Raw genomic sequence first — 26,815 nt, forward strand, 5'->3', positions numbered from 1 at the left:
ACCAGAGTTAGTTGACTATCTCTAACCCAACCATTTCTTTATCCTCTCCTACATGCTTAAAACGTATTGCCTTCTGGCACTCGGCTTCACTCTATGTACTGCCAGCACGGCCAAAGCTCAAACCACTAAGGGCACCCGGGTACTGGGCCTGAGCGCCGGCAACATTATTTACCAAAAGAACAACGGCTACCGCCAGATCAGCGCGCAGCTTGCTCCTTCCATCGGTACGTTTGTGGCCGATAACGTGGCCTTGGGCATTGCCCTACCTATTGGCTATTCATCCACGAAGACTCAATACAGCTTCCGCAACACCCAGCGAAACCTGGAACTGGGCCTTTTGCCCTGGGTGCGTTACTACCTGCCTTCCAGCAGCAAGCATCGGGTATTTGGGGAGCTAAGTGTAGGAGGGGCGCTCAGTAGCTCCCGGACAAAGGCAGATGGCTATACTGTCAAAAATAGTGATGTCACCTTGCTTGCCAGCCTGGGGGCAGGATACAGCTATTTCATCACGCCCAATGTGGGCCTGGAGGCCTTGGCGAAATTTGCTACCAACAGCGGCAACTCAACCGCATTTGGCAAGGGCTACCTCGACATCAACCTGGGTTTCCGGGTGTACCTACCAAAGGGTGGGGCGGCCACGGTTCCGGCCGAGTAAGGGGGTAGCACTTACCGTCTAATAATAGAATACGAAGCATTTACTACCTTCCGGGCCCTTGCTCTCTGGTAGTTTATGCTTCGTATTCTGAAGGCCGGCCTTGCCCTGCTCCTTACGCTTGCCCTTACCTGGGCTCTGAACACTAAACTGGGCGATGTGCCGCCGGTAGCGCGCCTGCTCAGCCCCTACCGCGGCATCTGGCAAAACGGCGAGGCCGAAGCTGACTTTGCGGCTCAGCAAACCCTGCAGCTGCCGGGCCTGCACCAGCCCGTGCGGGTACGCTTCGACGATAGGCGCGTGCCCCACATCTTCGCCGAGAACGAGCACGACCTGTACTATGCCCAGGGCTACCTCACGGCCCACGACCGGCTCTGGCAGATGGAGTTTATGACCCGGGTAGCAGCTGGGCGCATTTCGGAGGTAGTGGGCCCCAAAGCCCTGGAGTACGACCGGTTTCAGCGCCGCATGGGCCTGCCCTACGGGGCTGAAAATACCCTGCGCGAGATGCTCCGCAACGACACCACCCGTCTGGTGCTGGAGTCGTACGCGGCCGGGGTGAATGCCTACATCAACAGCCTCTCGCCCAAAGACTACCCCTTCGAGTACAAGCTCCTCGACTACGCCCCTGAGCCCTGGCAACCCCTGAAAAGCGCTCTGCTGCTGAAGCTGATGGCCTGGGACCTGAGCGGCCGCTCCGACGACCTGCGCCTGAGCAACATCCTGAGCAAATACGGCCCGGAGGTTGTCCGCGACCTGTTTCCCGACTACCCCAACCGCACGGACGCCATTGTGCCGCCCGGCACCCCACTGGAGTTCGAGCCCCGGCCGGTGCCGCCTACCCCCCCATCCTTCACGGCCGCTATGGCGGGCAAGCTGCCCCAGCGGGAACCCGACCCGGAGCTGGGTTCCAACAACTTTGCGGTGGCAGGCAGCCGCTCGGCCTCGGGCCTGCCCCTGCTGGCCAACGACCCGCACTTGCAGCTGAACCTGCCCAGCATCTGGTACCAGGCCCAGCTGCACGCGCCGGGCGTAAACGTGTACGGCGTAACCATTCCGGGGGCGCCTACCATCATTATCGGCTTCAATGAGGATGTGGCCTGGGGCGTAACCAACGTGGGCGGCGACGTGCTGGACTGGTACCAGCTGAAGTTCCGCGACGCCCGCCAGCGCGAGTACTGGCACGAGGGCCGCTGGAAGCCCGTGCGCCGGGTGGTGGAGCGCATTGCGGTGCGCGGCCAGCCCGACCGGCTCGATACGGTGCTCTACACCCACCACGGCCCCATCGTGTACGACCAGCAGGAGAAGGTTTTCAACAAGCAGACGCCCATCCGGCACGCCCTGCGTTGGACTGCCCACGACGGCGGCAACGAGGTGCTGGCCTTCTACCGCCTCAACCGCGCCCACTCCTACCCCGATTACCGCCGCGCCCTGCGCATGTACGCCTCCCCGGCCCAGAACTTCATCTTCGCCGACAACCGCAACGAAATTGCCATTCAGCCCAACGGCCGCTTTCCGCTGAAGTGGCCTGACCAGGGCAAGTTTATCTTGGACGGCACCGATGCGCGCTACGACTGGCAGGGCTGGATTCCGATGGAGCAGAACCCGCACGTAAAGGACCCGGCCCGGGGCTTCGTATCGTCGGCCAACCAGCCTTCCGCTGGTTTTGATTACCCCTACTACCTCGGCTGGGACTACGCCCCCTCCGACCGGGGACACCGCATCAATGAGCGCCTCACCCAACTGCGCGGCGCTACCCCCGACAGCCTGCGCAACCTCCAGAACGACAACCTGGGCGTGAATGCCCGCCAGATGCTGCCCTGGATGCTGAGCACTGTAACCGGCAGCAAAATGACGGACAACTGCTTCCTGCCGCTGCTACCTAACTCGCCGGAGTACGCGGCGGTGGGGGCGCTGGCCCAATGGAACTACCGCTACGAGTCCGATGCCGTGGCCGCCAGCGTGTTTGAGCTCTGGTATAATGACCTGGTAAAGCGCCTCTGGGACGATGACTTTGGTAGCGCCGCGGGTCTGGAAATGCGCTACCCCTCCCGCGCCCGCACCAACCAGTTGCTGCTGCGGGAATCGGGCAGCATGCTTACCTGCTTTCAGAAGGCCAGCCCCTGGATTGATGACCGCACCACCGCCAAGCGCGAAAACGTGCACGACCTGCTAACCGCCTCCCTGCATTTCGCCGTGGATTCTCTGACACGCAAGTTTGGGCCGATGGGGCCAAAGTGGGCCTGGGCCAACCAGAAAAGCACCGACATCAACCACCTGGCCAACCTGACCGGCTTCGGCCGGCAAGACATTGACTGCCCTGGCAGCCCCGGCTCAGTGAATGCCACGGGGCCGCGCAATGGCCCCTCCTGGCGCATGGTGGTAGCCCTGGGCCCGCAGGTGAAAGCCTACGGTATTTTTCCCGGCGGCCAGAGCGGCAACCCTGCCTCGGCTTACTACGATGATATGATTGAGTCCTGGCGGGTGGGCAAGCTCGATGAGCTGGTGTTCTTACGCGCCGCCGACGAAAACCACCCGCGCCTGGGGGCGGCCTGGCGGCTGGAAGCCCGGCCGTAGCCATAGCCCCGGCCCGTTTCTGCCCCTTGTATATCTGCTTTTCCTACTCTGTTATGGCGCGCTTCTGGCTTTCCCTCCTATTGATTTTTGTTCTGGTTTCCCTGGCTCAGCTGCTGCTGCCCTGGTGGGTGCTGGTGCCCCTGTGCTTTGCGGTAGCGGCCTGGAGCCAACTCAGCGGGGAGCGGGCGTTTCTGGCGGGGCTGCTGGGTGCCGCGCTGAGCTGGTGGCTACCGGCGGCCTGGCTCGCCACCCACGGCGCCGAGCGGCTGGCCTCCCGCCTGGCTACTCTCCTGCCCCTGGGCGGCAACGCCTGGACCTTGGTGCTGGTGAGTGGGGTAGTAGCGGGGCTGGTGGGTGGGCTGGCGGCCCTGAGCGGCACCTGGGCCCGGCAGGCGCTCCGCCCTGCCTCCCAGGCCACGGGCATCACTCAATAATCTGATTCAGCAACAAAAAGCCCGCTTACCACGGTGGTAAGCGGGCTTTTTGTTGCCGGGTGCCTCCTAGGAGAAACAGACTTAATACTGCGAGATAAACGCAAAGGCCTGTAGCGTGTAGGTAGCCACCGAAGTAAAGTGGTTGCCGCCCTGAATAGGCTTCAGCTGCACCTGGGTAGCGCCGCGGGCCCGCATAGCATTGTAGGCATCCTGCGAGTTGAAGTAGGGCACGTAGTCGTCGGCGGTACCGTGGAACAGGGCTACGGGAGCAGTGGGCTTCCAGTCGTACACGTCGTTATCCTTGAAAGCCGCCGCGAGAGCAGCATCCGTGTTGTTGAGTACGGCCTGCCGGAAAGGCTCCGCGAACAGTTCCGACGCCTTGTTAGGCACCGAGCTGAATGGGTTAGCGTGCAGGCGGGTAGCGTAGGGCTCCTTAAAGTACGCCGACAGCGGCCGGTTCAGGCCGTACACGCGGTTGTAGGTATCCAGCACCCACACGTAGGTACTCAGGAAGTTCAGGGGCTGCTCCGATTTCATGATGTACTGGGCGAAGGCCGTTTTGTGGTAGGCCCCGGCGCCGGGGGCGCTGGCCGCTACGGGCAGCTCGGTGGCGTACTTTTCTTCCAGCAGCTTGTGCAACGACATGGTAGCGTAGCCACCTTCGGAATAGCCTAGCAGGAAGTTTTTCTGGTTAACTGCTATGTTTTCCTTTTTGCAGAACTCCCGCGCCGCCCGTAGCATATCGGCCGAGGCCGAGGCCAGGGAAGGCCCATGCTCATAGGGGTGGGGCAAGGCCTTAGAGGCACCGTAGCCTATATAGTCGGGGGCCGATACCACGTAGCCGGTGGAAGCCAGCACCGACACAGCCGACCACAGCTCACTGCCCGAGCTGTAGTAGGAAGGAGCCCGGCCTTCCTCATCGGGTTGCAGGGTGCCGTGCTGGTAGCTGATAACGGGCAACGCCTGCGGGGCGGCAGGCACCAGCAAAGCCCCCGAGGCCGTAATGGTTTTGCCGTCGGTGTTGGTGGTATTGTAGGTCAGGCGGTACACCTTAATAGGAAAGCGGGCCAGGGAGCCCACCAGCGGAATATCAGCCACGCGGCCTGCCAGCGTAGAGGTGCTGTACTCACCAATCAGGGTGCTGCCCACCAGCACGGGGGTAGGCGCCGGCGGAGCCGGAGGCGTGGTAGTGGTGGTATCAGTCGGCTCGGGCGAGTTGCTTTTGCAGCCCGGAGCCGTCAGCAGCAGGGCCAGTAAGCTCAGAGCCCACCCGGTCGTCATCCGGCGAAGATTAGATAGCGTCACGAAGAGTACGGTTAGAAAGGATGTGGTACTGGAAAGAACACCCGAAGCCCGCCCCTCGTTCCGCCCGGCCGGCTCTTATCCTCTTAAGCAGAGAACAATACGTATATCATTTTATCATTTACTATAAACTTAGTTTACAAACTAATTAATTAGTTATATCTTTCTTACCTCACTTACTTCCTGCTATGCCCGATACTCCATTTCCCGAACTAACCCGCGCCGAAGAACAGGTAATGCAGGTGCTGTGGCAGCGCGGCCCGTCCTTCGTGAAGGACGTGGTGCCCGAACTGCCGGCCCCTACCCCTGCCTACACCACCGTATCCACCATCATCCGGATTCTGGAGCAGAAGGGCTTTGTGGGCCATGAAGCCTTCGGGCGCACCCACCGCTACCACGCCCTCATAGCCCAGGACGAATACCGCAGCTTTTCGCTGCGCAAGCTGCTGGGTGGCTACTTCGGCGGCTCTTTCTCGCGGCTGGTTTCCTTTTTCGCTAAGGAAGAAAACCTGGACGCTGCTCAGCTCGACGAGCTCTTGCGCCACGCCCAGGCCTCACCCCCTACCCCCTCCGCCGATGCTACCCCTCCTTCTCCCAACGACGAGCCTACTCGTCCTGCTTAGCTGGCTGGGCCAGAGCACTCTGCTGCTCGGGGCCGGGTGGCTGTTGTACTACCTGGTGCTGCGCCGGGAGCGGTGCTTTGGCTACAACCGCCGGTTTTTGCTGCTGGTGCCCTGGTTGGCGCTGGGGCTGCCCCCACTGCTCACCCTGGGCGCCCCGTGGTTTATGCGCGGGTGGGCAGTTTGGAGCGGAACCTTGGGCGGCGGCATGCTGCTGCCGGGAGGCCTGCTACCCACCGTCAGGATACTGGCTGTGCCCGGCCCCGGAGCTACTGCCGTTGCCGCCAATGCGCTGGCCTGGCTGCCGACCCTGTACGGAGCGGTAGCTCTGGGGCTGCTGCTGCGCTTGGGTGGGCAGGCGTTGCACCTGTGGCTTGGTACCCGGCACTGGCCCCGGCAGCCGCGCCCGGGCTATACCCTGGTATTCAGCGGGGGTCGGCGCCCCATCAGCTCCTTTGGGCGCTGGATATTCTGGGATGAAACGGCCGGCCTGGCACCAGCCGAGGCGGCAGCAATCCTCGCCCACGAGGTAGCCCATGTGCGGCAGCGCCACACCCGCACGCGCCTGCTGCTGGAAGTGGCGCGGGCCCTGCTCTGGGCATCGCCCTTCGTGCACCTATACCCCCGGGCGCTGGAGTGCACCCACGAGTTTCTGGCCGATGCCGCCGCCCTGGGCGCTACCCCTGCTACCCCCGGCAACCCCACCGGTCCTTACGCTGCCCTGCTGGCCCGTTTGGCTCTGGGCCAGTTTCAGCCCGACTTACCGCTTGCCCATTCATTTACCCAATCCCTCACCCTTACCCGTATCCGTATGCTTACCTCGTATGCGCCCACGCCCCGCTGGAAACGGTGGCTGGCTCTGCCGCTGAGCGCGGCCCTGCTTTTCACTATGGCCTGCGAGAAGGCCGCCGAGCTACCCCCGCCCCCGCCGCCTACCCTGTCGGCCTCGGCCACCCTCGCCCCGCCGCCTCCGCCCCTACCGGCCTACAACCAGGTACAGCAAATGCCCGAGTATGAGGGCGGCCCCAAGCAGCTGCTGGCCGATATTGCCGCGCTGATTAAATACCCCGAGGTGGCGAGAGCCGAGAAGCTGGAAGGCCGGGTGTTTGTAGGCTTTATTGTGGCCGCCGATGGCAGCCTGCAGGCCGTTCAGGTCCGGAAGGGAATTGACACCAGCATTACCTACCCCGATAGCCAAGGCCAACCGGCCCGCGCGAACATCACCACGCCGGCGGCACAGGCCCTGAACGAAGCCGCCCTGAACGCGGTGCGCAACCTGCCCGGGCGCTGGACTCCAGGCCGCGAAAAGGGCAAGGCAGTGGCCGTGCAGTACACTATTCCGATCACGTTTGCCCTATAAGTCAGGGGTAGGGGCCTGATTTCGGGCAACCTGCCGTGCCCAGGAGCCCGGCCGCTGGCACTCCAACGCTACCTGGCATTTTATCCCGAAGCCGCCGCCTGATCTACTTCAGGCGGCGGCTTTCTTTATAGGGTATCTATCTTAACGGCCTTCGAATACCATAACTAAAGCGGCGGAAGGGCGGTTACCCCAAAGCAACCTCCAGCGTTTTTTGGTCTGACTCGTGCGTTGATGTGCTATTCTCTGGAATTTCCTTTTTCTTCTGACAGGCTGTGGTTGGCCTCGCTACGCCGGTTGTTGTGCTTGCTGCTGGCAGTATGGGGCCTGGCATCTTGCAACTCCCAGCCCGAGCGGAAGCCCCGCCCAAGCCCGGCCGCTACGGCCCGGCAGCAGCGGGAGCTGGTGCGCCGCGACTCGCTACGGGCCGACTCTATTGCCCGAGCCGGCGCGCAGCTGCCGGGGGCAGTGCTGCCCGATAGCCGCATTGTGGCCTTCTATGGCAACCCGCTGCACAAGGGCATGGGCATTCTGGGCGAGCTGCCAAAGGACCAGATGCTGGCCCGGCTAAACAAGCAGGCTGCGGAGTGGCAACGGGCCGACTCCTTGCCCGTGCGCCCGGCCCTGCACCTGATTGCCGTTATTGCCCAACGCGACTCTGGCGCCGATGGCAAGTACCGCCTGGCTCTGCCCGACAGCACCATCCGGCGGGTAATAAGGTGGGGACAGGAGCATAATACGCTGGTTTTTCTGGATGTGCAGGTGGGCCTTTCCGATCTGGAGCATGAGCTGCCGCCCCTGGCCAAATACCTGCGCCTACCCTTTGTGCACCTCGGCATCGACCCGGAGTTTTCCATGAAATCGGGGCGGCGGCCGGGTACGGAGGTAGGCGAGTTCGACGCCCAGGATATCAATTACGCCCGCCGATTTCTGGCCCGCCTGGTCAGCGAGAACCGCCTACCCCCGAAAGTGCTGGTAGTGCACCGCTTCCGCCAGGATATGGTTACCAACTACCAGGATATTAAGCTCGACCCCAGGGTGCAAATAGTAATGCACATGGATGGGTGGGGCACGCCCAGCATCAAGCGCAGCTCCTACCGCAAATTCATCCGGAAGGAGCCGGTGGAATACACCGGCTTCAAGATCTTCTACCGCAACGACCGCAAAGGCGAGTCGCGTTTGATGACGCCCCGGGAGGTAGCCGCCCTGACGCCCGCCCCGCTTTATATTCAATACCAGTAAAGAGGCCGGGGATTTCGGCTATTGGTGTAGAAACATGGGTTAAGAGAAGCCAGTAAGCTCCACAAAAATTACGGGCAGCCGCACGGTAGCTGCGCCGGGAACCCGTAACTTTCCGGCAACTCTCTCTTATTTACGTTCATCCGTGCGGCATTTTTCTGTTTTTGGCGCTGGTCTCACCACCCTGGGCCTCGCTCTCTCCCTTACTACCCTACCCGGCTGCGGCTCTCGCTCGGGCACCGAATCTGAAAACACAGCGGCCGCGGCCGACACGACCAAGCCGGTTGTGGTGGACACCGTGGCCCTGAAGCGCCAGGCCATGATGCGCGACTCGCTCAAGGCCGATTCCATTGCCAAGAAAAACGGACAGCTGCCCGGCGCCATTCTGCCCGGCCACCGCATCGTGGCATTCTACGGCAACATCCGGGCGAAGGGCATGGGTATTCTGGGCCGCGAGCCGAAGGAGCAAATGCTGGCCAAGTTCCGGAAAGTGCAGAAGGAGTGGCAGGAAGCCGACCCCAGCCTGCCGGTTCAGCCCGCCCTGCATAGCGTAACCATTACGGCCCAGGCCGCGGCCGGCAAAGACGGCAAATACCGCCTGATGAACTCCAAGGCCACCATCGACGAGACGATTCAGTGGGCCAAGGACAACAAATGCATTGTGTTCCTGGACGTGCAGGTGGGCCTTTCTGACCTGGAGCACGAGCTGCACAAGCTGGAGCCTTGGTTAAAAGACCCCATTGTGCATATGGGCATCGACCCGGAGTTTGCCATGAAAACCAAAGGCGTGCGCCCCGGCAAGAAAATCGGGACCTACGATGCCAAGGACGTGAACTACGCCATCAACTTCCTGGCCCGCATCGTGAGCGAAAACAAGCTCCCGCCGAAAGTGCTGACGGTGCACCGCTTCACGGAGGGCATGATTACCAACTACAAGAAAATCAAGCTCGACCCGCGCGTGCAGGTAGTGATGCACATGGATGGCTGGGGCAACCCCGTCCTGAAGAAAGACTCCTACCGCGACTATATCCAGACCCAGCCCGTGCAGTACACCGGCTTCAAGCTGTTTTATGAGTACGATGCGCGGCCGGCTCCCCACCACATCATGACCCCCAAGGAAGTGCTGGCCGAGCTGACGCCCAAGCCCCTCTATATTCAGTACCAGTAACCGCTCCGGCGCCCGCAGCCCCTGGTTTCACTACCCCGTAGCGAAGTCAGGGGCTGCTTTGTGCCCGGTGCGGCCCGTTTACTTCACGCTACCCTCTGTATTTGACATTACCCCTACTCCCTTTTCTAATACCTTTTGCAATACCTGCCCGGTGGGGCAGTGTTTTGGGGGCGTGCCTGCTGCTGAGCGGCACCGCTGCCGGCCAGAGCGCCGGCCTGCCCGCGCCCAAGCGTAACATTGTTAAACTAGCCCCTCTGGGCTGGATTCATGGGCAGCTGCCCTTTTCCGTGGAGTCGAGGATGGGCTATGAGCGGGTGCTGGGTACCCGCAGCAGCGTGGCCGTCGGCTACTCCTACCTGGGCACCAACCATCCGTTCAACTTCATCGGCGGCGCGTCCCTGAGCGCGGCCATTACCACGGCCCTGGCCGCCGGCGGGCACGCCCGCGTGGCCTGGACCGACGTGAACACCCGCACCGTGGGGCACCGCTTTCAGGTGCAGTACAAGTATTACCTCTCCAAGCGCAAACCGGCGCCAGAGGGCTTTTACCTCTCGCCCCACTACTCCTACACCACGGCTACCTACCGCTCCGAGGTGAAGGACCTGGGCATCCGGTTCGGCATCAAGACCACCAACCACAACTACAACCTGCTGTTCGGGTTTCAGGAGGTGCTGGGCCGGCACTTGGTGGTGGATGTGTTTACCGGCCTGGGCTACCGCGACAAAACCGAGAAAACCTACGACGCCAACGACCAATACACCGGCACCGCCGACAAGAAAAGCCCCCTGAAAGTATCGTCGGGGCTGAACGTTGGCTGGGCTTTCTGAGGCTGACTTCCCTACCCCCCGCAAACGCAAAAAGCCCCGGCAACAGTGCTGCCGGGGCTTTTGCATGGAGAAGCAGTGGTTAAACAGGCATTTCTCCGGGGTGCCGCCCGCTGGTTAGTGGGCGGCGTTAAGGTCGATTTTTTCGCCCTGCCGGGCGCGCTTGATCAGCAGTACCAGGGGTAGGCAGCACACGAAGAACAAGCCAATCATGGTGAACACCTGCGAGTAGGTGATAATGGATACCTGCTTCATCAAGATACCTTCCAGAGCGGCGTAGGCTTGCTTCTGGGCCTGCTCGAAGGAGAACCCACGCGACATGAAGTTGGAGGTAAACGCCTGAATGCGCTGCACCGTGTTCGTGTCGTAGAGCGAAATGTGCGCCAGCGGGCTGATGCGGTTTTGGGCAATGCTGCGCTCCAGGTAGGTACCCACAATGGCTACCCCGAACGAGCCGCCCAACTGACGAATCATGCCGGTGAGACCGGCCGCCTGGCCCGCGTCCTTACCCGAGAGGCCAGCCAGACTCATGGTGGTAATGGGCAGGAAGATCAGGCCCATGCCCAGGCCGCGCACCATCAGGGGCCAGAAGAAGTCCGACTCGCCGGCCGTGGGCGAAATAATCTGGGCCATCCAGAAGGTAAAGACGAAGAAGATGCTAAAGCCCACCGGAATCATGTATTTCTGGGGCACGCCGGCCTGCAGCATCCTGCCAATCATAGGCATCATGAGGCCTGAGGCCAAAGCGCCGGGGAGCAGAATGTAGCCCGTTTGGGCGGCCGAGAAGCCCAGGATACGCTGGGTGAAAATCGGGAAGATGAACACCGAGGCAAACATGCCGAAGCCTAGCACAAACGACAGCACCGCCCCTACGGCCAGGTTGCGGCTCTTGCCCAACACCCGCAGATCCACGATGGGCTGCCGGGCCGTCAGCTCGCGCCACACAAAGCCCACGAGGCCAATAACGGCCAGAGCGGTAAAGCTGTTGATGTAGGCACTTTCAAACCAGTCTTCGGTTTCGCCCTGCTCCAGCACCAATTGCAGGGAGCCCACGCCCATAATCAGCAGGCCAATACCGGCCCAGTCGATTTCGCGCAGGGGGCGCGGAATGGCGTTTTTGATGCGCTCGGGGTCCCGGATGAACAGCATGGTGAAGATGGAGGCCAGAATGCCCACCGGCACGTTCACGTAGAAAATCCAGGGCCAGTCGTAGTTATCCACGATGTAGCCGCCCAGGGTAGGGCCGATGGTAGGGCCGATAATTACACCCATGCCGAACAGAGCCTGGCCCAGCGGCAGCTGCTTGGGCGGAAACGTGTCGATGAGGATGGCCTGGGAAGTAGCCATGAGGGCTCCGCCCCCAATGCCCTGGATAAAGCGGAAGGCCACCAGCTCCCAGATGTTGGTGCTCTGGCCGCAGGCAATAGAAGCCAGCGTGAACAGAATCACGGACACGAGGTAGTAGTTTTTGCGCCCGAACTGCTCGGCCAAGAAGCCCGTCATCGGGATAACAATCACGTTGGCAATGCCATAGGAGGCAATTACCCAGGTTACTTCCTGCTGCGTGGCCGAGAGGTTACCCATCATCTGGGTTAGGGCCACGTTCACAATACTGGTATCAATAAGCTCCAGCAAGCAGCACATCACCACCGTAATGACGATGATCCACTTGGTAAATCCGGTTTCCATATATGGTCAGTTGCCAGTTGCCGGTTGTTAGTTACCAGTCCTATCTACAGGAACAGCTAGCAATTAACAACCGGCAACTGATTGATTACTTGGTTTTCACCGTCGCCACCACGCTCATGCCGGCGCGGAGGGGGTGCTCGGGGTCAATTTTGTCGAGCACGATTTTGACGGGGATGCGCTGGGTTACTTTCACGAAGTTACCCGAAGCATTATCGGGGGGGAGCAGGGCGAAGCGGGCGCCGGTAGCGGCCGAGAGCGACTCGATGTGGCCGGCGAATTCTTCGTTGGGGTAGGCATCAACCTCCACGCTTACCGGCTGGCCCACTTTCATGTTTTCCAGCTGGGTTTCCTTGAAGTTGGCGATAATCCAGGTGTTGCCGCTGGCTACCAGGCCCATGAGTTGCTGGTTGGGGCTTACCACTTGGCCGGGCTGCACGTTTTTCCGGCTCACGATGCCGTTACCGGGCGCCGTGATGGTGGTGTAGCTCAGCTGCAGACGGGCGTTATCGAGGTCAGCCTGGCGCTGCTTCACTACGGCCTCGGCCACAGCTACCTGCTGGCGGGCGGCTTCAACCTGCTGCTGGGCCACGCGCACCTGCTGCTGAGCGGTAGCACGCTGGGCCGACGTCGATTTCAGGTTGGCCTGCACGGCGTCGTACTCGCTCTGCGGGATGATGTCTTCCTTGCGCAGGAACTCACTACGCTTCAGGTCTTTCTGCAGACGCGACTGGTTGGCCTCGCTCACACCAATAGTGGTACGGGCGGTGCTTACGTTGGCCGAAGCGGTACCCACGGCGGCGCGGGCAGCCACTACGTTGGCCTGGGCGGCAGCCAGAGCGGCCTCAGCGGCATTCACGCGCTGCTGATAGTCGGCCGGATCCACGGTCACCAGCACGTCGCCTTTCTTCACCTGCTGGTTATCCTGCACTTTTACTTCCAGTACGGGGCCTGTTACGCGGGGCAGAATGGGATACACGTCGCCTTCTACCTGCGCGTCGTCGGTTTCCTCGTGGGTTTGCCCGAACTGGTAACGCTGGTAGCCGAAGTAGCCGCCCACCAGCAGCACCAGGGCCAGAATAAGTAAGACAATCGGGCGCTTGGAGCGACCTTCTTGTTCCTCCGTTGCCGGCTCGTAAGCGGCAGATGAGGTAGGCGCTACGGCCGGATCGTGTTGAACGGGAGTTGCCATATGGGTACTTGGTTGTTCGTTGTCGAGAGGGGATTTGTTAAGAAAGAGCAGGTAGCGCGGCAAAGCCGGTCTCCTACCTCTGTCCGTTACGCCGATTGGCGGTAAGCACTGGGGCAACCGGGCTTTACCAGCAATGTCACGCACGGGGCGGTGCGCACTACGGTTTCGGCGGTGCTACCCATCAGAAAGCGCGTCAGGCCCGTTTGGCCGTGCGCTCCTATAACAATGATATCGGCGGGGTGGCGCCGGGCTTCTTCTACGATTTCACGCGCGGCGTTGCCGGAAATAACGACGGTAGTAACCTGAGCCCCAGCCCTCAGCGCCGCTTCCCGGTGCCGGGCCAGGCCCTGGGCCAGTTCCACATCGTTGTGGGGGGCGTTGGTAGCGCGGGGCTCGGGCTCCAGCACATGCAGCAGCCGCAGCTCAGCGCCCGTACCCGCCGCCAGCGCGGCCGAGTACTTCACCACCGCCTCCGTGGCGGCAGAAAAATCAATCGGACACAGGATGGTCATGAGGTGATGTAGGATATGAGGGTTTGAGGGCAAGAGTTTAAGAGGGTGGGCGCAAAGCCGAAGCGGCATAGTAAAAACTCCTACCCTCACACCCTCTTGCCCTCCTACCCTGCAGCCATTACCAAATCTGCTCGCCGGTGGCGCGGCGGAGCTGGTACTGGCCCAGGGTGTAGTTGTAGATGGCCTGCAGGCGCGAGAGGCGCGACTGAGCCAGCTGGGTTTCGGCATCCAGCACATCGAGGTTGTTGCCTACGCCGTAGCGGTAACGGGCCTGGGCGCGGGTAAGCGCGTCGGTAGCCTGCGTAATCTGCACCTCGGAGTTGTCGTAACGGGCCGTGCTCGACTGCATGTTGTTCACGGCCTGCAGCACGTCGGCGCGCACTTGCTCCTGGGTGTCCTGGGTGCGCGACTGAGCGCCTTTAATGGCCGATTGGGCTGCGGCCCGCTGGTACTTGTTCCGGTCACCGTCATAAATCGGAATAGCCAGCTGGGCCCCGGCTACCGTGTTGAAGCGGATGCGCTCCAGGTTCGGGACGATGTAACCGTTTTTACCACCTGCCTGGGCTACCAGGTTCAGGGTAGGCTTGTTGCTGGTTTCGGCTACCCGCAGCTGGGCGGCGGCCGTAGCCTCGGCATCTTTGGCCAGCCGCACCTCGGGGCGGTTCTCAGCGCCCTTGGCCAGGGCCGCCGCTACGTCAACCGACTGCGGGTTGTATTCGAAGCGGCCACGCACGGGCACCACTTCAGACTCGGGGCGGTGCAGCAGGCGGGCCAGCTGAATCTCCTGGTTGCGGAGCTGGTTCTGCAGGTCAATTTTGCGGTCCTGGGCCTGGGCAATGCGCACCTGAGTAGTTGTCACATCGAAGTTGGTGCTAACGCCGCCCTGCACCCGCTTCTCCATTTCGCGCTGGTGCTGGCGCAGGGAGGCAATCTGGGCATCCTGCACCCGAATGGCTTCGCGGGCAAACAGAATGCTGTAGTAGCTCTGGGCGGCGGCAAAGGCCAGGTCGCGCCGGGTGACGTTGATCTGGTCGGTGGCCGTAAGGGTGCGGCTGCGGGCTGCTTCAATGGCCGCATTGGCCCGCCCGAAGTCCAGCACCGTATAGCGGGCTGTTACGTGGCCATCGTAGTTGTTAGCGGGGGCCAGCTGGAAGGTGGCGTCCCCGAGCGGAATTTTTACTACCGGGTCGATGCGGGTGTAGCTCACCGTACCTTCCACCACGGGCCGCAGATAGGTGCGGCTTTCTTCGAGGCGGCTCTGGGCCTGGTTTACTTCTTCCTGCAGGGCGTTAATGGCCGGGTTAGCATCCAGCACCGAGCGGACGGTGGCCTCCAGCGACAAAGAGTCGCCAGCCGTAGCGGTGGCAATCGGCACCTGGGCATGGGCCGCGCTACCCACCAGCAACCCTAGGGTTGCGAGTAGCGGCACGGTGTATTGTGGTCGGAAAAGCATATCTGAAACAGCTTAAGGATGTTCGCCTTTTACCCAACCGCATGCCAACCCGTTAAAATCATTTTAATCTGACTCAAAACCTGCGCCTATTGCGTTTAAACGCAGAAAATAATTTTCACACAGAGCATATTATATTCTGACGATATGCCTCTATTTTCCTCATATATCAGAATATCCTCAATATTATTCCTGATATTTAAGAAATATTTCCTACCTCTCCGCATCACCTGAACCGTAGCAAATCACCATGCCAGACCAAGATGATTCCTTGCTTTTGTATCTGAACGATGCCATTGCTACCACCCGCAACAAGGAGGATTTGTTCCGGAGCATGACGGAGAAGCTGCGGCTGATTTTTCCCTTCGATGCCATCACCATCCTGACCCTCGACGCGGAGCATCAGTATCGGCGCGTGTTTCTGCGCGACTACCTGGGGGAAGTACTGCTGCCTAACCAGACCGGGGCTGGGGGTAAGCCCACGCGCGGCCCTATTGAAGGCACGCCCGTGGAGCTGTTTGTACACCAGACTCAGCTGCGCCAGTACGATTTGGAAGAGCTGCTCAAAGCATATCCTCAGTACCAGCCCTTTGGCGCGCTGCTGGAGCGTGGCATGCGCTACTTTATTGTGGTGCCGTTGCGCACCAGCGGGCAGCTGATCGGGCTGCTGTCGTTGGTGGCCCGGCGGCAGCCGGAGTTTTCGCCCAACGACGTGGACCTACTGGAAAAGATTGGCAGTCTGGTGGCGGTGGCAGTTACCAATGCGCTGGCCTTCGAGGACATAGCCCGGCGGGAACAGGAGAAATCCATGCAGCTGGCCCTGAATAATGCCCTGCTGAGCATTAAGGAGCGGGGGGAGCTGTTCCGGACCATTGCCACCGAAATCAACCACGTAGTACCCTGCGACTATTTCGGGGTGAGGGTGCGGGAGCCCCACTCGCCGGTACGGGCCCTGGCCGAATTCAACAAGCAGCCCGATGGCACCTTTGCCGCCCTGGACGAAAACCGCTACGACGACCTCCCCCACCCCGTGCAGAACAAACAAGCCGTGGTAGAGCTGTTTTCCCGGCCTGCCGTGTACGTGGGCACCGATTTTGAGCTGTTGTCGCGGCAGTATGATTTGCTGCGCTACATCCGGGAGGAGCGGGGCACGCAATCCATCCTGTGCGCCCCCCTGGACGCGCACGGGGAGCCGGCCGCCGCCCTGATTCTGGCCAGTCATCAGCCCCTGGCCTTCACCGAGGAAACCCTGGAGCTGATTCAGACCCTGGTACCGCAAATCCGGCTGGCCATCCAGAACGTGCTGGCTTTCGAGCAGATTGATGCCCTGCGGGCCCAGCTGGAGCGGGAGCGCACCTACCTCATCGACGAAATCAACACCTCCGCCGCCGCCCGCCTCGACGACTTCGTGGGGGGTAGCGCCGTGATGCAGCAGGTATATACCCGCCTCTCGCAGGTAGCCCCCACCGATACTACCGTGCTGATTACCGGCGAAACCGGCACGGGCAAGGAGCTGGTGGCCCGGGCCCTGCACAACCTCTCCCCGCGCAAGGAGCGGGCCCTCATCAAAATCAACTGCGCCGCCCTACCTGCCCAGCTCATTGAAAGTGAGCTGTTCGGCCACGAAAAAGGCGCCTTTACCGGGGCCCACGACCGGCGCATCGGCAAGTTTGAGCTGGCCGATGGAGGCACGATTTTCTTGGATGAGGTAGGCGAGCTACCCCTGGATTTGCAGGCCAAGCTGCTGCGGGTACTGCAGGAAAAGGAGTTTGAGCGCATCGGCGGCCGCCGCGTCATCCAGACCGACGTTCGGGTTATTGCGGCCACCAACCGGGTGCTGGAAGAGGAGGTAGCCGCCGGCCATTTCCGCGCCGACCTCTACTACCGCCTCAACGTGTTTCCCATTCGGCTTCCAGCCCTGCGCGAGCGGCCCGAGGACATTGAGCCCCTGATGCGACACTTTCTGGAGCGCTTCACCAAGCAGATGGGCAAACCCGTGCGCGGCCTGCGCGAGCGGGACCTGAAAGCCCTGCGCCAGTACGGCTGGCCCGGCAACGTGCGCGAGCTGGAACACGTGCTGGAACAGGCCGTTATTGTCAGTCAGGGGCCGTTTCTGGAGTTTGCGGGCTTCTCGGCAGCCGCCCAGGCTGCTCCCGCCACGCCCGAAACCGGCGGCCCGCTCAAAACCCTCAAAGACCAGGAGCGCGACCATATTCTGGCCGCCCTGCGCCGCACCAGTGGCCGCGTTAGCGGCCCCAACGGTGCCGCCGTCCTCCTCGATATCAACCCCAAAACCCTGGAAGCCCGCATGAAAAAGCTGGGCATTCAGCGGACGGTGGAGGTGAAATAGTGAAATAGTGAAATGGTGAAACGCTAAGGTGGTCGTTCAGCCGGTTCTGAGGGGGTAGCCTCATCAGGGCGGCCTATCGGCAATAAGGCCCGCCATTTAGATTCTTAAAGCCCCAGCGCGGCAACACCCATCGTTGAATGGTTGGTGTTGCCGCGCTGGGGCTTTGGAGGCTTTAAGGGGGTAGGCGTTTCTACTGAACGGCCGGATAAAGCAGCAGCTTACAGCGTGCGGGTTTTGATTTTGCGCAATACCTGCTGGAAATCAGCGCCCGGCAGGTTTTCCTTTTTAGCCTGCGCAATAGCCTTTTGCTGGGTTGCCTCGGCCTCAGTGTACAGCCGGAGGGCGTAGAGCAGGTGAGCCAGCGTGTCGTAATACGCGGCGCGGGGGTCCAGGTCTATCGTCCGCTGGCTCCAGCGCATGGCCTGGGTCAGGTAGGTGGCGCGGCGCGTACCGGAAGTGTAAACGGTCCAGGCCCCATTGTTCAGGTCCAGCGCGTACGTATCCACTCCACCCCGCGCGGCCGGAACCATTCGCACAACCGTCGCGCCTGAGTCGGGCCGAGCTAGGTTGGGGTAGGGCGTAGGCTGCTGAAAGGAGCGCAGGGCCTGTTGGGCTGCCCGCTGGCGCCGGATGGTATCGGCGGGGGTAGCCATGTAGTGCCGCTCGTAGAAGCTGATCAGCAAAGGTAGGTAGCGGGTTGTATCGCGCAGGGCTTGGTAATAGCGCAGCATGTTCTGCTCGTAGGTACGCATGCCCCGGGTGAAATCCTTGCCCGACCAGCTACCGCGCGCGAAACTGGCCCCTTGCTGGGCCAGCCCCTGGTCGCGGGTTGCAATGGCCGCCTGCATGGTATTGTTGATGATCAGGTTGTTGAAGGCTACCCGCTGCGCAAGGGGCAGCACCGCGTACATACTGTCAACCAGCCGCTTGTTTAGCCGCGCCAGCTTGTAGGCCCGGCTATCAACCACCGGGCCGCATTCATGCACGAATAGCACCTCCGCAAACTGATCAAAGGCTTTCACTGGCAATTCACCCACGTAAGCATCCAGCAGCTCGGGGCCAATGGGGGCGCCTACGCTCCGGCGGCCCTGGATATACTGGCGCAAAAAACTGCCTCCTCGCTCCCCCGCAGCGTAGCGCTGCTCCAGCTCGCTCAGGTTAGCCGGGTCGGCCAGTTTACGACGAAACACGTCAAAGTCGCGCAGGTAGCGTTGCGGGTCGCGGGTATTGCCGAAGCTGCGGTGCAGCACCGTGCCATCGGGGTGCAGGTAGAGGTAAGTGGGGTAGGCACTAACGTGATAACGGCGCGCGATGCGCTTCCCTTCCGGGGTGTTGAAAGAAGCCTGCACCAGCAGAAACTCCCGCTGCAGCACAGGCGCTACGCTGGCATCGTCGAGGCCCGTACCGTAGATCTGCTCTTGCTTTTCCTTGGAAAGCCCGGACTGGGGGGGCGGAGCAATCAGCAGCAGGAATACGGGTTTCTGGAGCTTACGGGCCTTTGTCAGCACGTTACCCAGCGAGTCTTTTTCAAACCGCAGCTGCTGAGCCGGGGCGGTATGCACCAATAGGCTCAGAAATAGCAATAGCAGCCAATAGCCTGGTTTTTTCATCGGGTTTATGAGGATAAGAAAGTAAGAATAGGAGTGCGAAAGTAGAAAAACCGCGGGAATGAGGCCCGACGTCCTTCTCGGCCTGCTGCCCGGCCGGAGCCTCGCTACGGGGTAGCATTTCCTGGCGCTACCTGCCCGCTACCCCACATCGTTAGAACGGTCAACGCACCAATTCACTATCTCACTATTTCACCGCCTCCCGGGAGCAAACGCGGCGGCAACGGTGTTTTGCCCGTACTTTAGAACCGGATGCCAACCCCCAACCTCGACCCTACCCACCTTACCCGCGACCAGGTTATTCAGGCCCTTCACCAGATGGACCAGCAGGGCCCGCGCATGCCCCTGAGCACCGTCTATGACCTGGTTTTCAGGGGCAAGCGCTACGCTCCGCGAGCCGTGGCCCAACTGGCGTTCCGGCTGGCGACGGGCGTTCCGGATGCGCCCTGGCCTCTGCCGGCGGGCGCGCCTACCAACCGGGTGCTGGAGCAGCTGGACTTCACCATTGCCACCAAGCGCCCCACCCTCGAAAACTCGCCCCTGCTCGATGGCGACGTAGCCGCCCAGGAGCAGATGCAGGAGCTGTACACCGGCCCGGCCCGCGAGGCAGTGCCCACAAAGGCCCGGAAACCCGGCCGCCCTACCCCTGCCGAGGCCCCAAACGAACCGGCAACGCCGGAGACTTCGTCCGCGCAGGTGCAGGAGCCCGCGCCTGCTTATGCGCTACCCCCACCGGAACCCTATGGCCGTCCGCAGGCCCTGGCAGAGCTGTTTATTTCGGAAGAAAAGCTGGATGCGGCTCTCGCGGCCCTGCGCCGCCGCCGCAACCTCATTCTGCAGGGGCCGCCAGGTACGGGCAAAACCTTCCTGGCCCGCCGCCTTGCCTGGCTGGAGCTGGGCGCTACCGATGCGGCCCGCGTAGAGCTAGTGCAGTTTCACCCCAGCTATAGCTATGAGGATTTTGTGCAAGGCTTCCGGCCGGATGGCACCGGTGGCTTTCGGCTGCAGGATGGTATTCTGGTGGATTTCTGCCAGCGCGCCGCCCAAGACCCGGAACGGCCTTATTTCCTGCTGATTGACGAGCTGAACCGCGGCAACGTGGCCCGCATCTTCGGGGAGCTGCTGCTGCTGCTGGAGGCCGACAAGCGCGGCCCGGCCCACGCCGTGCGCCTACCCTACGCCCCGGCCGGAAGCTCGCCCTTCTTCGTGCCCGAAAACGTGTATCTCATTGGCACCATGAACCTGGCCGACCGCAGCCTGGCCCCCCTGGACTATGCCCTGCGCCGTCGTTTTGCCTTCGTGAGTCTGGAGCCCGAGTTTGGCGCGCCGCTGCAGGAGTTTCTGGCCGCTCACCAGGTTCCGGCCGCCGTCATCAGCCGCCTCACTACCCGCCTCACGGAGCTAAACCAGGTCATTGCCGACGACCCGGAGCTGGGCCCCGATTTCTGCCTCGGCCACAGCTACTTCTGCCAGCCGCCTCCTACCCCCGCTGCCGCCCCAAAGTGGCTGCAGCTGATTCTGGAGCAAGAAATTGCGCCCCTGCTGGACGACTACTGGCTGGACCAACCCGCCAAAGCCAACCAGCAGAAAAAGAAGCTACTGGCCTAACCGCTTGTCATTCCGAGTGTAGCGAGGAATATGGGCCAGACTCTGGACGGGTAACCCAGATTCCAAGCTCCACTCGGAACGACAGTTCTTCGCCCCATGATTCCTATCCAGAACCTCTACTACCTGCTATGCTACGCCTGGAACCGGCTGCCGGAGCGGGCAGAGCTGCTGGCTACGGAAGCCACCACGTTTCATCGGCCCCTGGAGCTGCTCACGCACGTACTCCTTACTGCCACCCGGCGGCAGCTGCGCCAGGGCCTGCCGGTGGCGTATGCGGAGCGCACAGAGGAGCTACCAGAGCTGCGGGGTCGGGTGCAGCTGGCCCCCACCCTCAGCCGCGACCTACTGCGGCGCGGGCGGGTAGTTTGCCAGTTCGATGAGCTGGGGCCCGATACACCGCTCACGCGCCTGCTGCTGGGCACCTTGCAGCAGCTCGGTCGCACCCGCAGTCTGCCGCTGGCCCTGCGCCACGAGGTGCGGGCTTTGCTGCGCCGCTTTCCGGTGGCAGTACAGCCCGAGCCGCCCACTGCCGCTACCCTGCGCGCCGTGCGCCGCCTGCGCCCTACCGGTTCCGCCGGCTTCCTGCTGAGCGTGTGTGAGCTGATCTACCAGAGTGCCCTCCCTTCCCCGGAGGCGGCAGGCCCCACCCGCTTCCGCGACTTCCGCCGCGACGAGCAGCTGATGGCCCGCATTTTCGAGCAGTTCGTGCGCAACTTTTACCGGCTGGAGCAACGCCGGTTTCGGGTGCTGAGCGAGACGATTCAGTGGCAGGCCGAAGCTGAGGCGCCAGACGCGCTGGGCCTGCTACCTACCATGATTACCGATACCTCCCTGGAAAGCCCGGAGCGGAAAATCATTCTGGATACTAAGTACTACGCGGCGGCGCTCAAACCCCGCTACAACCAGCAGAAGCTGATTTCGCCCCACCTCTACCAACTCTACGCCTACCTCCAGAACCAGCCCAAAACCCCGGACCAGCAGCTGGAGGGCATCTTGTTGTACCCGGCCGCTACCCAGGCCCTGGATGTGCGCTACAGCCTGGGCGGGCACCCCGTACGCATTGTTACGCTGGACCTTAGCCAGCCCTGGCCCCACATAGCCGCCGCGCTTTTAAGGTTGATTGATTAAGGAATTGGCAACGAATTCCGAGGTTCTTTGCCTATAATGCAGCCTCGCTACGGCAGTTGCGTCAATTGGTTACAACTGACGGGCCTTCGGCCGGCGTTTTCTTTCGCATTTCCATTCCTCCATCACCCAAACTTTTACCTTCTTGAAACGACGCGACTTCGTGGGGCTGACTGGCCTCGCTACCGGGGCCATGTTTCTGCCCTCGGTTCCGGGCTTCGGCGGCGAGCTGATAGACCCTGCCCGCCTGCTCGAACAGGTGGACCCGGCCATCAAAAAACGCCTGGCCGACGCGGCCCTGAACGCGGCCAGATCGGCGGGCGCCACCTACGCCGACGTGCGCATCGGGCGCTACCTGAACCAGAGCATCTTCACCCGCGAAAAGCAGGTGCAAAACATTGCCAACGGGGAAAGCTACGGGGCGGGCATTCGGGTTATTGCCAACGGCACCTGGGGCTTCGCGGCCACCAATACGGTTACCGAAGCGGGCATGGCCAAAGCCGCTCAGCTGGCCGTGCAGATTGCCAAAGCCAACGCCAAAGTGCAGAAGGAGCCCGTAAAGCTGGCTCCGCAGAAAGGCTACGGTGAGGTTTCGTGGAAAACCCCGATTCAGGTAAACGCCTTCGAGGTACCCATTAAAGACAAGGTGGATCTGCTGCTGGCCGCTAACGCCAAGGCCCTCGACAACGGCGCCAACTTCGTCAACTCCGCTCTGTTCCAAATCAACGAGCAGAAGTACTTTGCCTCCACCGACGGCTCCTACATCGACCAGGATGTGCACCGCATCTGGCCGACGCTGGGTGTAACGGCCATCGACCGGGCCAGCGGCAAGTTCCGCACCCGGGAGGCCCTCAGCTCGCCTATGGGCATGGGCTACGAGTACATGCAGCCCAAAGCGCAGGACAAAATTGCCGGTCCCGCCGGCACGGGCCTGGTAGGCTACAAGTACAGCTACGATATCCTGGAAGATGCTACCTTGGCCGCCAAGCAGGCCAAGGAGAAAATTACCGCTAAGTCGGTAACTCCTGGCAAATTTGACCTAGTGCTGGACCCCAACCACCTGGGCCTGACCATCCACGAAACCATCGGCCACGCTACTGAGCTGGACCGTGTGCTGGGCTACGAGGCCAACTACGCCGGCACCTCCTTCGCGACCCAGGAGTGGAAAGCCAAGAATCAGCCCTACGGCTCCAAACTTGTCAACATCGTGGCCGATAAGCTGCAGCCCGGCTCCCTGGGCGCGGTGGGTTACGACGACGAAGGCGTGAAAACCAAGCAGTGGGACATCATTAAGGATGGCAAGCTGGTGGACTACCAGAAAATCCGGGACCAGGCGCACATTGTGGGCCAAAACGAATCGGATGGCTGCTGCTATTCGCAGTCGTGGGAAGATGTGCAGTTCCAGCGCATGGCTAACATCAGCCTCAAGCCGGGCACCGAGAAAATGAGCGTGGATCAAATGATCAGCAACGTGGACAAAGGCATCTACATTGCCGGCCGCGGCTCCTTCTCTATTGACCAGCAGCGCTACAACTCCCAGTTTGGGGGCACGGTGTTCTACGCCATCGAGAAAGGCAAGATTGCCGGCATGCTCGAAGACGTAGCTTATCAGACCAACACGGTAGAATTCTGGAACAGCTGCTCCGCCATCTGCGACCAGAACGACTACCGCCTGTTCGGCTCCTTCTTCGACGGCAAGGGCCAGCCCCCACAGGTATCGGCCGTGAGCCACGGCTCCGCCACTACCCGGTTCAACGCCGTGAACGTCATCAACACTGCCCGCAAAATTGGATAACAGCCGCCTCACCCCCTAGCCCCCTCTCCGGGGGAGAGGAGGGACTAGTTTCTAGTTTTTAGCTCTGGCAGTACAGCTACCACTATTATCTAGAATTTAGCTCTAGAACTAGTTCTCCCTCTCCCCCGGAGAGGGGGCTAGGGGGTGAGGCAAACCATCAGCATATCAACCCATATGGCAATACTTTCTCAAACCGAAGCCCAGGCTATCCTGAAAAAGGTGCTGAGCTTCAGCAAAGCCGACGAGTGCGAAGCCACGCTCAACGGCCAGACGGGCGGCAACGTGCGCTCGGCCCGCAACGCCATCAGCACTAGTGGCGGCATCGATAACGTGGCTCTCACGGTCGAGTCGCGGTTCGGCAAACGCTCGGGGGTAGCCACCTGCAACCAGTTCGACGACGCTACCCTGCGCAACTGCGTGCAACGGGCTGAGGAAATTGCCCGCCTCGCCCCGGAAAGCCCCGAGTACATGCCCCTGCTGGGCCCCCAGAAGTACCTGGCCTCGCCGGGCAGCTTCTCGAAAAGCACCGCCGACATTACGCCCGACTACCGCGCCACCCAGGTGGGCGCCAGCATGAAGCTCTGCGACGAAAAGAAGCTGACTTCCGCAGCCTTCCTGAACGATGCGGCTGGCTTTGTGGCTAAGCGCAACAGCAAGGGCCTCGAAGCCTACCAGCAGGTATCAGGCCTGGAGTTCAGCATCACGGTGCGCACCCCGGACGGTACCGGCTCAGGCTACGCCACTGCCGACTACAACGACGCCAGCAAGTTCGACGCCCGCCGCCTGACCCAGATTGCCGCCGACAAAGCCGCCGGCTCGCGCAATGCCCAGGCCCTGGAGCCCGGCAAGTACACCGTTATTTTGGAGCCCGCCGCCCTGGTGGCTAACACCGATGCCTCCTTGCTGGCGGCCCTGATGGGTGCATTGGATGCGCGTAACGCCGATGAAGGCCGCTCTTTCCTGAGCAAAAAAGGAGGTGGCAACCGCAAAGGTGAAAAGCTGTTCGACGAGCGGGTAACCATCTACTCCGACCCCACGAACCCCGAAATTGCGGACCTCACCTTCTCGGGTGACGGGCGCCCCCAGCAGAAGATTACCTGGATTGAGAAGGGGGTAGTGAAAAACCTCTACACCTCGCGCTACTGGGCTCAGAAAGCGGGTATCCCCGACATTCCGCGCCCCGGCGGCTGGATTATGGAAGGCGGCACCCAAAGCACCGCCGACCTCATCAAGGGTACCCAGCGCGGCATTCTGGTTACGCGCCTGTGGTACATCCGCCCCGTTGACCCCCAGACGCTGCTCTACACCGGCCTGACCCGCGACGGAACCTTCTACATTGAGAACGGCAAAATCAAGCACCCGGTGAAAAACTTCCGCTTCAACGAGTCGCCGATTATCATGCTCAACAACTTGGAGGCGATTGGCAAGCCGGTACGGGTAGGCGGCAATCTGGTGCCCCCGCTCAAGATTCGGGACTTCACGTTTACGAGCCTTTCCGACGCGGTATAGCCTAGCACTTACCGCGGAGTTTATGCAAACCCGCTTGGCCCTTGCCGGGCGGGTTTTGCTTTTTCCTTTCATATAGTTGAGTGCTCTGATGGTGGCCTGCTAGGCTCCGCTTCTGGGTGCTTTCTTGACAAGCTTCTCCACTTCCAACTCCTACTCCTTTGAACAGACGTGATTTTGTGGGCGTAACTGGCCTGGCGGCCGGGGCGCTCTGGCTACCTTCGCTGCCCAGCCTGGCTGGCAACCCCGTTGACCCGGCTAGCTTTCTGGAGGGGGTAGATGTAGCCGTGAAAAAGCGCCTCTCCGACGCGGCCCTGAACGCGGCCAAATCGGCCGGTGCTACCTACGCCGACGTGCGCATTGGGCGCTACCTCAACCAGGGCGTATTTACCCGCGAGAAGCAGGTGCAGAACATCGTCAACTCCGAGAGCTACGGGGCGGGCATTCGGGTTATTGCCAACGGTACCTGGGGCTTCGCGGCCACCAACCAGGTTACGGAGGCCGGCATGGCTAAAGCCGCTCAGCTGGCCGTGCAGATTGCCAAAGCCAACTCCAAGGTGCAGAAGGAGCAGGTAAAGCTAGCTCCCCAGAAAGGCTACGGCGAAGTTTCGTGGAAGGCTCCCATCAAGCAGAATGCTTTTGAAGTGCCCATCAAGGACAAGGTGGATTTGCTATTGGCTACCAACGCCAAGGCCATGGAAAACGGCGCTTCCTTCGTGAATTCGGTGCTGTTTCAGGTAAACGAGCAGAAGTACTTTGCCTCTACCGACGGCTCCTACATCGACCAGGACATTCACCGCATTTTCCCCACGTTTGGGGTAACGGTGGTGGACCGCAGCTCCGGCAAGTTCCGGAGCCGGCAGGCCCTGAGCTCGCCCATGGGCATGGGCTACGAGTACCTCACACCCAAGGCCGAGGACAAGGTAGCGGGCCCGCAAGGCTCCGATGTGGTGGGCTACAAGTACAGCTACGACATGCTGGAGGACGCCGCCCGCGCTGCCAAGCAAGCCAAGGAGAAAATCACGGCTAAGTCGGTGACGCCCGGCAAGTACGACCTGGTGCTCGACCCCCATCACCTGGGCCTGACCATCCACGAGTCGGTAGGTCACCCGTTGGAGCTGGACCGCGTGCTGGGCTATGAGGCTAACTACGCCGGTACTTCCTTCGCTACCATGGAATGGAAAGCTAAGGGCCAGCCTTACGGCTCGAAGCTCGTCAACATTGTAGCCGACAAGCTGCAGCCCGGCTCCCTGGGCGCGGTGGGTTACGACGACGAAGGCGTGAAAACCAAGCAGTGGGACCTGATCAAAAACGGCATCCTGGTCGATTACGAGAAGATCCGCGACCAGGCGCACATTGTTGGTCAGAACGAGTCGGATGGCTGCTGCTACTCCCAATCGTGGCAGGACGTGCAGTTCCAGCGCATGCCGAACGTGAGCCTACGCCCCGGCACCGAAAAGATGAGCGTGGACCAGATGATTGCGGGCGTGGACAAGGGCATCTACATAGCCGGCAACGGTTCCTTCTCTATTGACCAACAACGCTACAACTCCCAGTTCGGCGGGCAGGTATTCTACGCCATCGAGAAGGGTAAAATTGCCGGCATGCTCGAGGACGTCGCCTACCAGACCAACACGCTGGAGTTCTGGAATAGCTGCGCGGCGGTTTGCGACCAGTCGGATTACCGATTCGCGGGCTTCTTCAACGACGGCAAGGGCCAGCCCAGCCAGAGCTCCGCGGTAAGCCACGGCTCCAGCACTACCCGCTTCAACGGCGTGAATGTTATCAACACCGCCCGCAAAATCGGATAA

General features: G+C 61.4%; 20 protein-coding genes. 14 read left to right on the plus strand and 6 right to left on the minus strand.

Going from position 1 to position 26,815, the window contains the following annotated elements; all coding sequences use genetic code 11:
• The first annotated feature begins 52 nt into the window (after positions 1-52).
• The 3 genes from FGZ14_RS14045 to FGZ14_RS14055 all read left to right on the plus strand — a co-directional run bounded on the left by FGZ14_RS14045 (position 53) and on the right by FGZ14_RS14055 (position 3,663).
• Positions 53-655, plus strand: a complete 603-nt coding sequence (locus FGZ14_RS14045) for an outer membrane beta-barrel protein (protein ID WP_139924864.1) — start codon at positions 53-55, stop codon at positions 653-655.
• 75 nt (positions 656-730) lie between these two features.
• Positions 731-3,229 carry a penicillin acylase family protein gene (locus tag FGZ14_RS14050; RefSeq protein WP_139924865.1) on the plus strand — a complete coding sequence of 833 codons (2,499 nt, stop codon included), beginning with the start codon at positions 731-733 and terminating at the stop codon, positions 3,227-3,229.
• Between the two features lie 53 nt (positions 3,230-3,282).
• Complete coding sequence (locus FGZ14_RS14055) at positions 3,283-3,663, plus strand: hypothetical protein (RefSeq protein ID WP_139924866.1); 381 nt, start codon at positions 3,283-3,285, stop codon at positions 3,661-3,663.
• An 81-nt stretch (positions 3,664-3,744) separates the two neighbouring features.
• On the opposite strand, the gene FGZ14_RS14060 is transcribed toward FGZ14_RS14055, so the two are convergent.
• Positions 3,745-4,968 (minus strand): S9 family peptidase, encoded by a 1,224-nt coding sequence (locus FGZ14_RS14060; protein ID WP_257883233.1) that lies wholly within the window; start codon positions 4,966-4,968, stop codon positions 3,745-3,747.
• A gap of 185 nt (positions 4,969-5,153) precedes the next feature.
• Between FGZ14_RS14060 and FGZ14_RS14065 the strand changes: the two genes are divergently transcribed.
• From FGZ14_RS14065 to FGZ14_RS14085, 5 genes are all read left to right on the plus strand, one after another.
• Positions 5,154-5,588, plus strand: a complete 435-nt coding sequence (locus FGZ14_RS14065; protein WP_139924867.1) for a BlaI/MecI/CopY family transcriptional regulator — start codon at positions 5,154-5,156, stop codon at positions 5,586-5,588.
• Positions 5,542-6,945, plus strand: a complete 1,404-nt coding sequence (locus FGZ14_RS14070; RefSeq protein ID WP_139924868.1) for an energy transducer TonB — start codon at positions 5,542-5,544, stop codon at positions 6,943-6,945. Before FGZ14_RS14065 ends, FGZ14_RS14070 begins: the two co-directional genes overlap by 47 nt.
• A gap of 303 nt (positions 6,946-7,248) precedes the next feature.
• Positions 7,249-8,184 carry a hypothetical protein gene (locus FGZ14_RS14075; protein ID WP_257883234.1) on the plus strand — a complete coding sequence of 312 codons (936 nt, stop codon included), beginning with the start codon at positions 7,249-7,251 and terminating at the stop codon, positions 8,182-8,184.
• 142 nt (positions 8,185-8,326) lie between these two features.
• Complete coding sequence (locus FGZ14_RS14080; protein ID WP_257883235.1) at positions 8,327-9,349, plus strand: hypothetical protein; 1,023 nt, start codon at positions 8,327-8,329, stop codon at positions 9,347-9,349.
• Between the two features lie 164 nt (positions 9,350-9,513).
• Positions 9,514-10,176 carry a hypothetical protein gene (locus FGZ14_RS14085; protein WP_139924870.1) on the plus strand — a complete coding sequence of 221 codons (663 nt, stop codon included), beginning with the start codon at positions 9,514-9,516 and terminating at the stop codon, positions 10,174-10,176.
• Positions 10,177-10,290: 114 nt separating this feature from the next.
• On the opposite strand, the gene FGZ14_RS14090 is transcribed toward FGZ14_RS14085, so the two are convergent.
• From FGZ14_RS14090 to FGZ14_RS14105, 4 genes are all read right to left on the minus strand, one after another.
• A complete protein-coding gene (locus tag FGZ14_RS14090; protein ID WP_139924871.1) occupies positions 10,291-11,862 on the minus strand; it encodes a DHA2 family efflux MFS transporter permease subunit in 1,572 nt (523 codons plus the stop codon).
• 85 nt (positions 11,863-11,947) lie between these two features.
• The gene (locus FGZ14_RS14095; RefSeq protein ID WP_139924872.1) at positions 11,948-13,051 is read right to left on the minus strand and encodes an HlyD family secretion protein; all 1,104 of its coding nucleotides are present in this window, start codon (positions 13,049-13,051) and stop codon (positions 11,948-11,950) included.
• 86 nt (positions 13,052-13,137) lie between these two features.
• Positions 13,138-13,563 (minus strand): universal stress protein, encoded by a 426-nt coding sequence (locus tag FGZ14_RS21775; RefSeq protein ID WP_180754357.1) that lies wholly within the window; start codon positions 13,561-13,563, stop codon positions 13,138-13,140.
• A 118-nt stretch (positions 13,564-13,681) separates the two neighbouring features.
• Positions 13,682-15,016 carry a TolC family protein gene (locus tag FGZ14_RS14105; RefSeq protein ID WP_139924874.1) on the minus strand — a complete coding sequence of 445 codons (1,335 nt, stop codon included), beginning with the start codon at positions 15,014-15,016 and terminating at the stop codon, positions 13,682-13,684.
• 247 nt (positions 15,017-15,263) lie between these two features.
• Here FGZ14_RS14105 and FGZ14_RS14110 point away from each other — a divergent pair, with 247 nt between their 5' ends.
• A complete protein-coding gene (locus FGZ14_RS14110; RefSeq protein WP_139924875.1) occupies positions 15,264-17,363 on the plus strand; it encodes a sigma 54-interacting transcriptional regulator in 2,100 nt (699 codons plus the stop codon).
• A 218-nt stretch (positions 17,364-17,581) separates the two neighbouring features.
• Here FGZ14_RS14110 and FGZ14_RS14115 read toward each other — a convergent pair whose 3' ends face one another.
• Positions 17,582-18,973 carry a hypothetical protein gene (locus FGZ14_RS14115; protein WP_139924876.1) on the minus strand — a complete coding sequence of 464 codons (1,392 nt, stop codon included), beginning with the start codon at positions 18,971-18,973 and terminating at the stop codon, positions 17,582-17,584.
• Between the two features lie 249 nt (positions 18,974-19,222).
• On the opposite strand from FGZ14_RS14115, the gene FGZ14_RS21780 reads away from it, so the two are divergent.
• From FGZ14_RS21780 to FGZ14_RS14140, 5 genes are all read left to right on the plus strand, one after another.
• Positions 19,223-20,578: an AAA family ATPase gene (locus tag FGZ14_RS21780; protein ID WP_180754358.1), complete on the plus strand. Its 1,356-nt coding sequence runs from the start codon at positions 19,223-19,225 to the stop codon at positions 20,576-20,578.
• A gap of 96 nt (positions 20,579-20,674) precedes the next feature.
• Positions 20,675-21,706: a hypothetical protein gene (locus FGZ14_RS14125; protein ID WP_139924877.1), complete on the plus strand. Its 1,032-nt coding sequence runs from the start codon at positions 20,675-20,677 to the stop codon at positions 21,704-21,706.
• 142 nt (positions 21,707-21,848) lie between these two features.
• Entirely contained in the window at positions 21,849-23,498 is a 1,650-nt protein-coding gene (locus FGZ14_RS14130; protein WP_139924878.1) for a TldD/PmbA family protein, read from the plus strand.
• Positions 23,499-23,672: 174 nt separating this feature from the next.
• Positions 23,673-25,007: a TldD/PmbA family protein gene (locus tag FGZ14_RS14135; RefSeq protein ID WP_139924879.1), complete on the plus strand. Its 1,335-nt coding sequence runs from the start codon at positions 23,673-23,675 to the stop codon at positions 25,005-25,007.
• A gap of 158 nt (positions 25,008-25,165) precedes the next feature.
• On the plus strand, positions 25,166-26,815 hold the full coding sequence (locus tag FGZ14_RS14140; protein ID WP_139924880.1) for a TldD/PmbA family protein: 1,650 nt from the start codon (positions 25,166-25,168) through the stop codon (positions 26,813-26,815).

This window comes from Hymenobacter sp. DG01 (assembly GCF_006352025.1).
In the GTDB taxonomy this organism is placed as follows: Bacteria; Bacteroidota; Bacteroidia; order Cytophagales; family Hymenobacteraceae; genus Hymenobacter.

Excerpts from the sequence above, each read along its gene's own strand:
- FGZ14_RS14125 (WP_139924877.1), top strand. The coding sequence starts at position 20,675 with ATGATTCCTATCCAGAACCTCTACTACCTGCTATGCTACGCCTGGAAC.
- FGZ14_RS14115 (WP_139924876.1), bottom strand. The coding sequence starts at position 18,973 with ATGAAAAAACCAGGCTATTGGCTGCTATTGCTATTTCTGAGCCTATTG.
- FGZ14_RS21775 (WP_180754357.1), bottom strand. The coding sequence starts at position 13,563 with ATGACCATCCTGTGTCCGATTGATTTTTCTGCCGCCACGGAGGCGGTG.
- FGZ14_RS21780 (WP_180754358.1), top strand. The coding sequence starts at position 19,223 with ATGCCAACCCCCAACCTCGACCCTACCCACCTTACCCGCGACCAGGTT.
- FGZ14_RS14105 (WP_139924874.1), bottom strand. The coding sequence starts at position 15,016 with ATGCTTTTCCGACCACAATACACCGTGCCGCTACTCGCAACCCTAGGG.
- FGZ14_RS14050 (WP_139924865.1), top strand. The coding sequence starts at position 731 with ATGCTTCGTATTCTGAAGGCCGGCCTTGCCCTGCTCCTTACGCTTGCC.
- FGZ14_RS14070 (WP_139924868.1), top strand. The coding sequence starts at position 5,542 with ATGCTACCCCTCCTTCTCCCAACGACGAGCCTACTCGTCCTGCTTAGC.
- FGZ14_RS14095 (WP_139924872.1), bottom strand. The coding sequence starts at position 13,051 with ATGGCAACTCCCGTTCAACACGATCCGGCCGTAGCGCCTACCTCATCT.
- FGZ14_RS14055 (WP_139924866.1), top strand. The coding sequence starts at position 3,283 with ATGGCGCGCTTCTGGCTTTCCCTCCTATTGATTTTTGTTCTGGTTTCC.
- FGZ14_RS14045 (WP_139924864.1), top strand. The coding sequence starts at position 53 with ATGCTTAAAACGTATTGCCTTCTGGCACTCGGCTTCACTCTATGTACT.
- FGZ14_RS14090 (WP_139924871.1), bottom strand. The coding sequence starts at position 11,862 with ATGGAAACCGGATTTACCAAGTGGATCATCGTCATTACGGTGGTGATG.
- FGZ14_RS14065 (WP_139924867.1), top strand. The coding sequence starts at position 5,154 with ATGCCCGATACTCCATTTCCCGAACTAACCCGCGCCGAAGAACAGGTA.
- FGZ14_RS14135 (WP_139924879.1), top strand. The coding sequence starts at position 23,673 with ATGGCAATACTTTCTCAAACCGAAGCCCAGGCTATCCTGAAAAAGGTG.
- FGZ14_RS14110 (WP_139924875.1), top strand. The coding sequence starts at position 15,264 with ATGCCAGACCAAGATGATTCCTTGCTTTTGTATCTGAACGATGCCATT.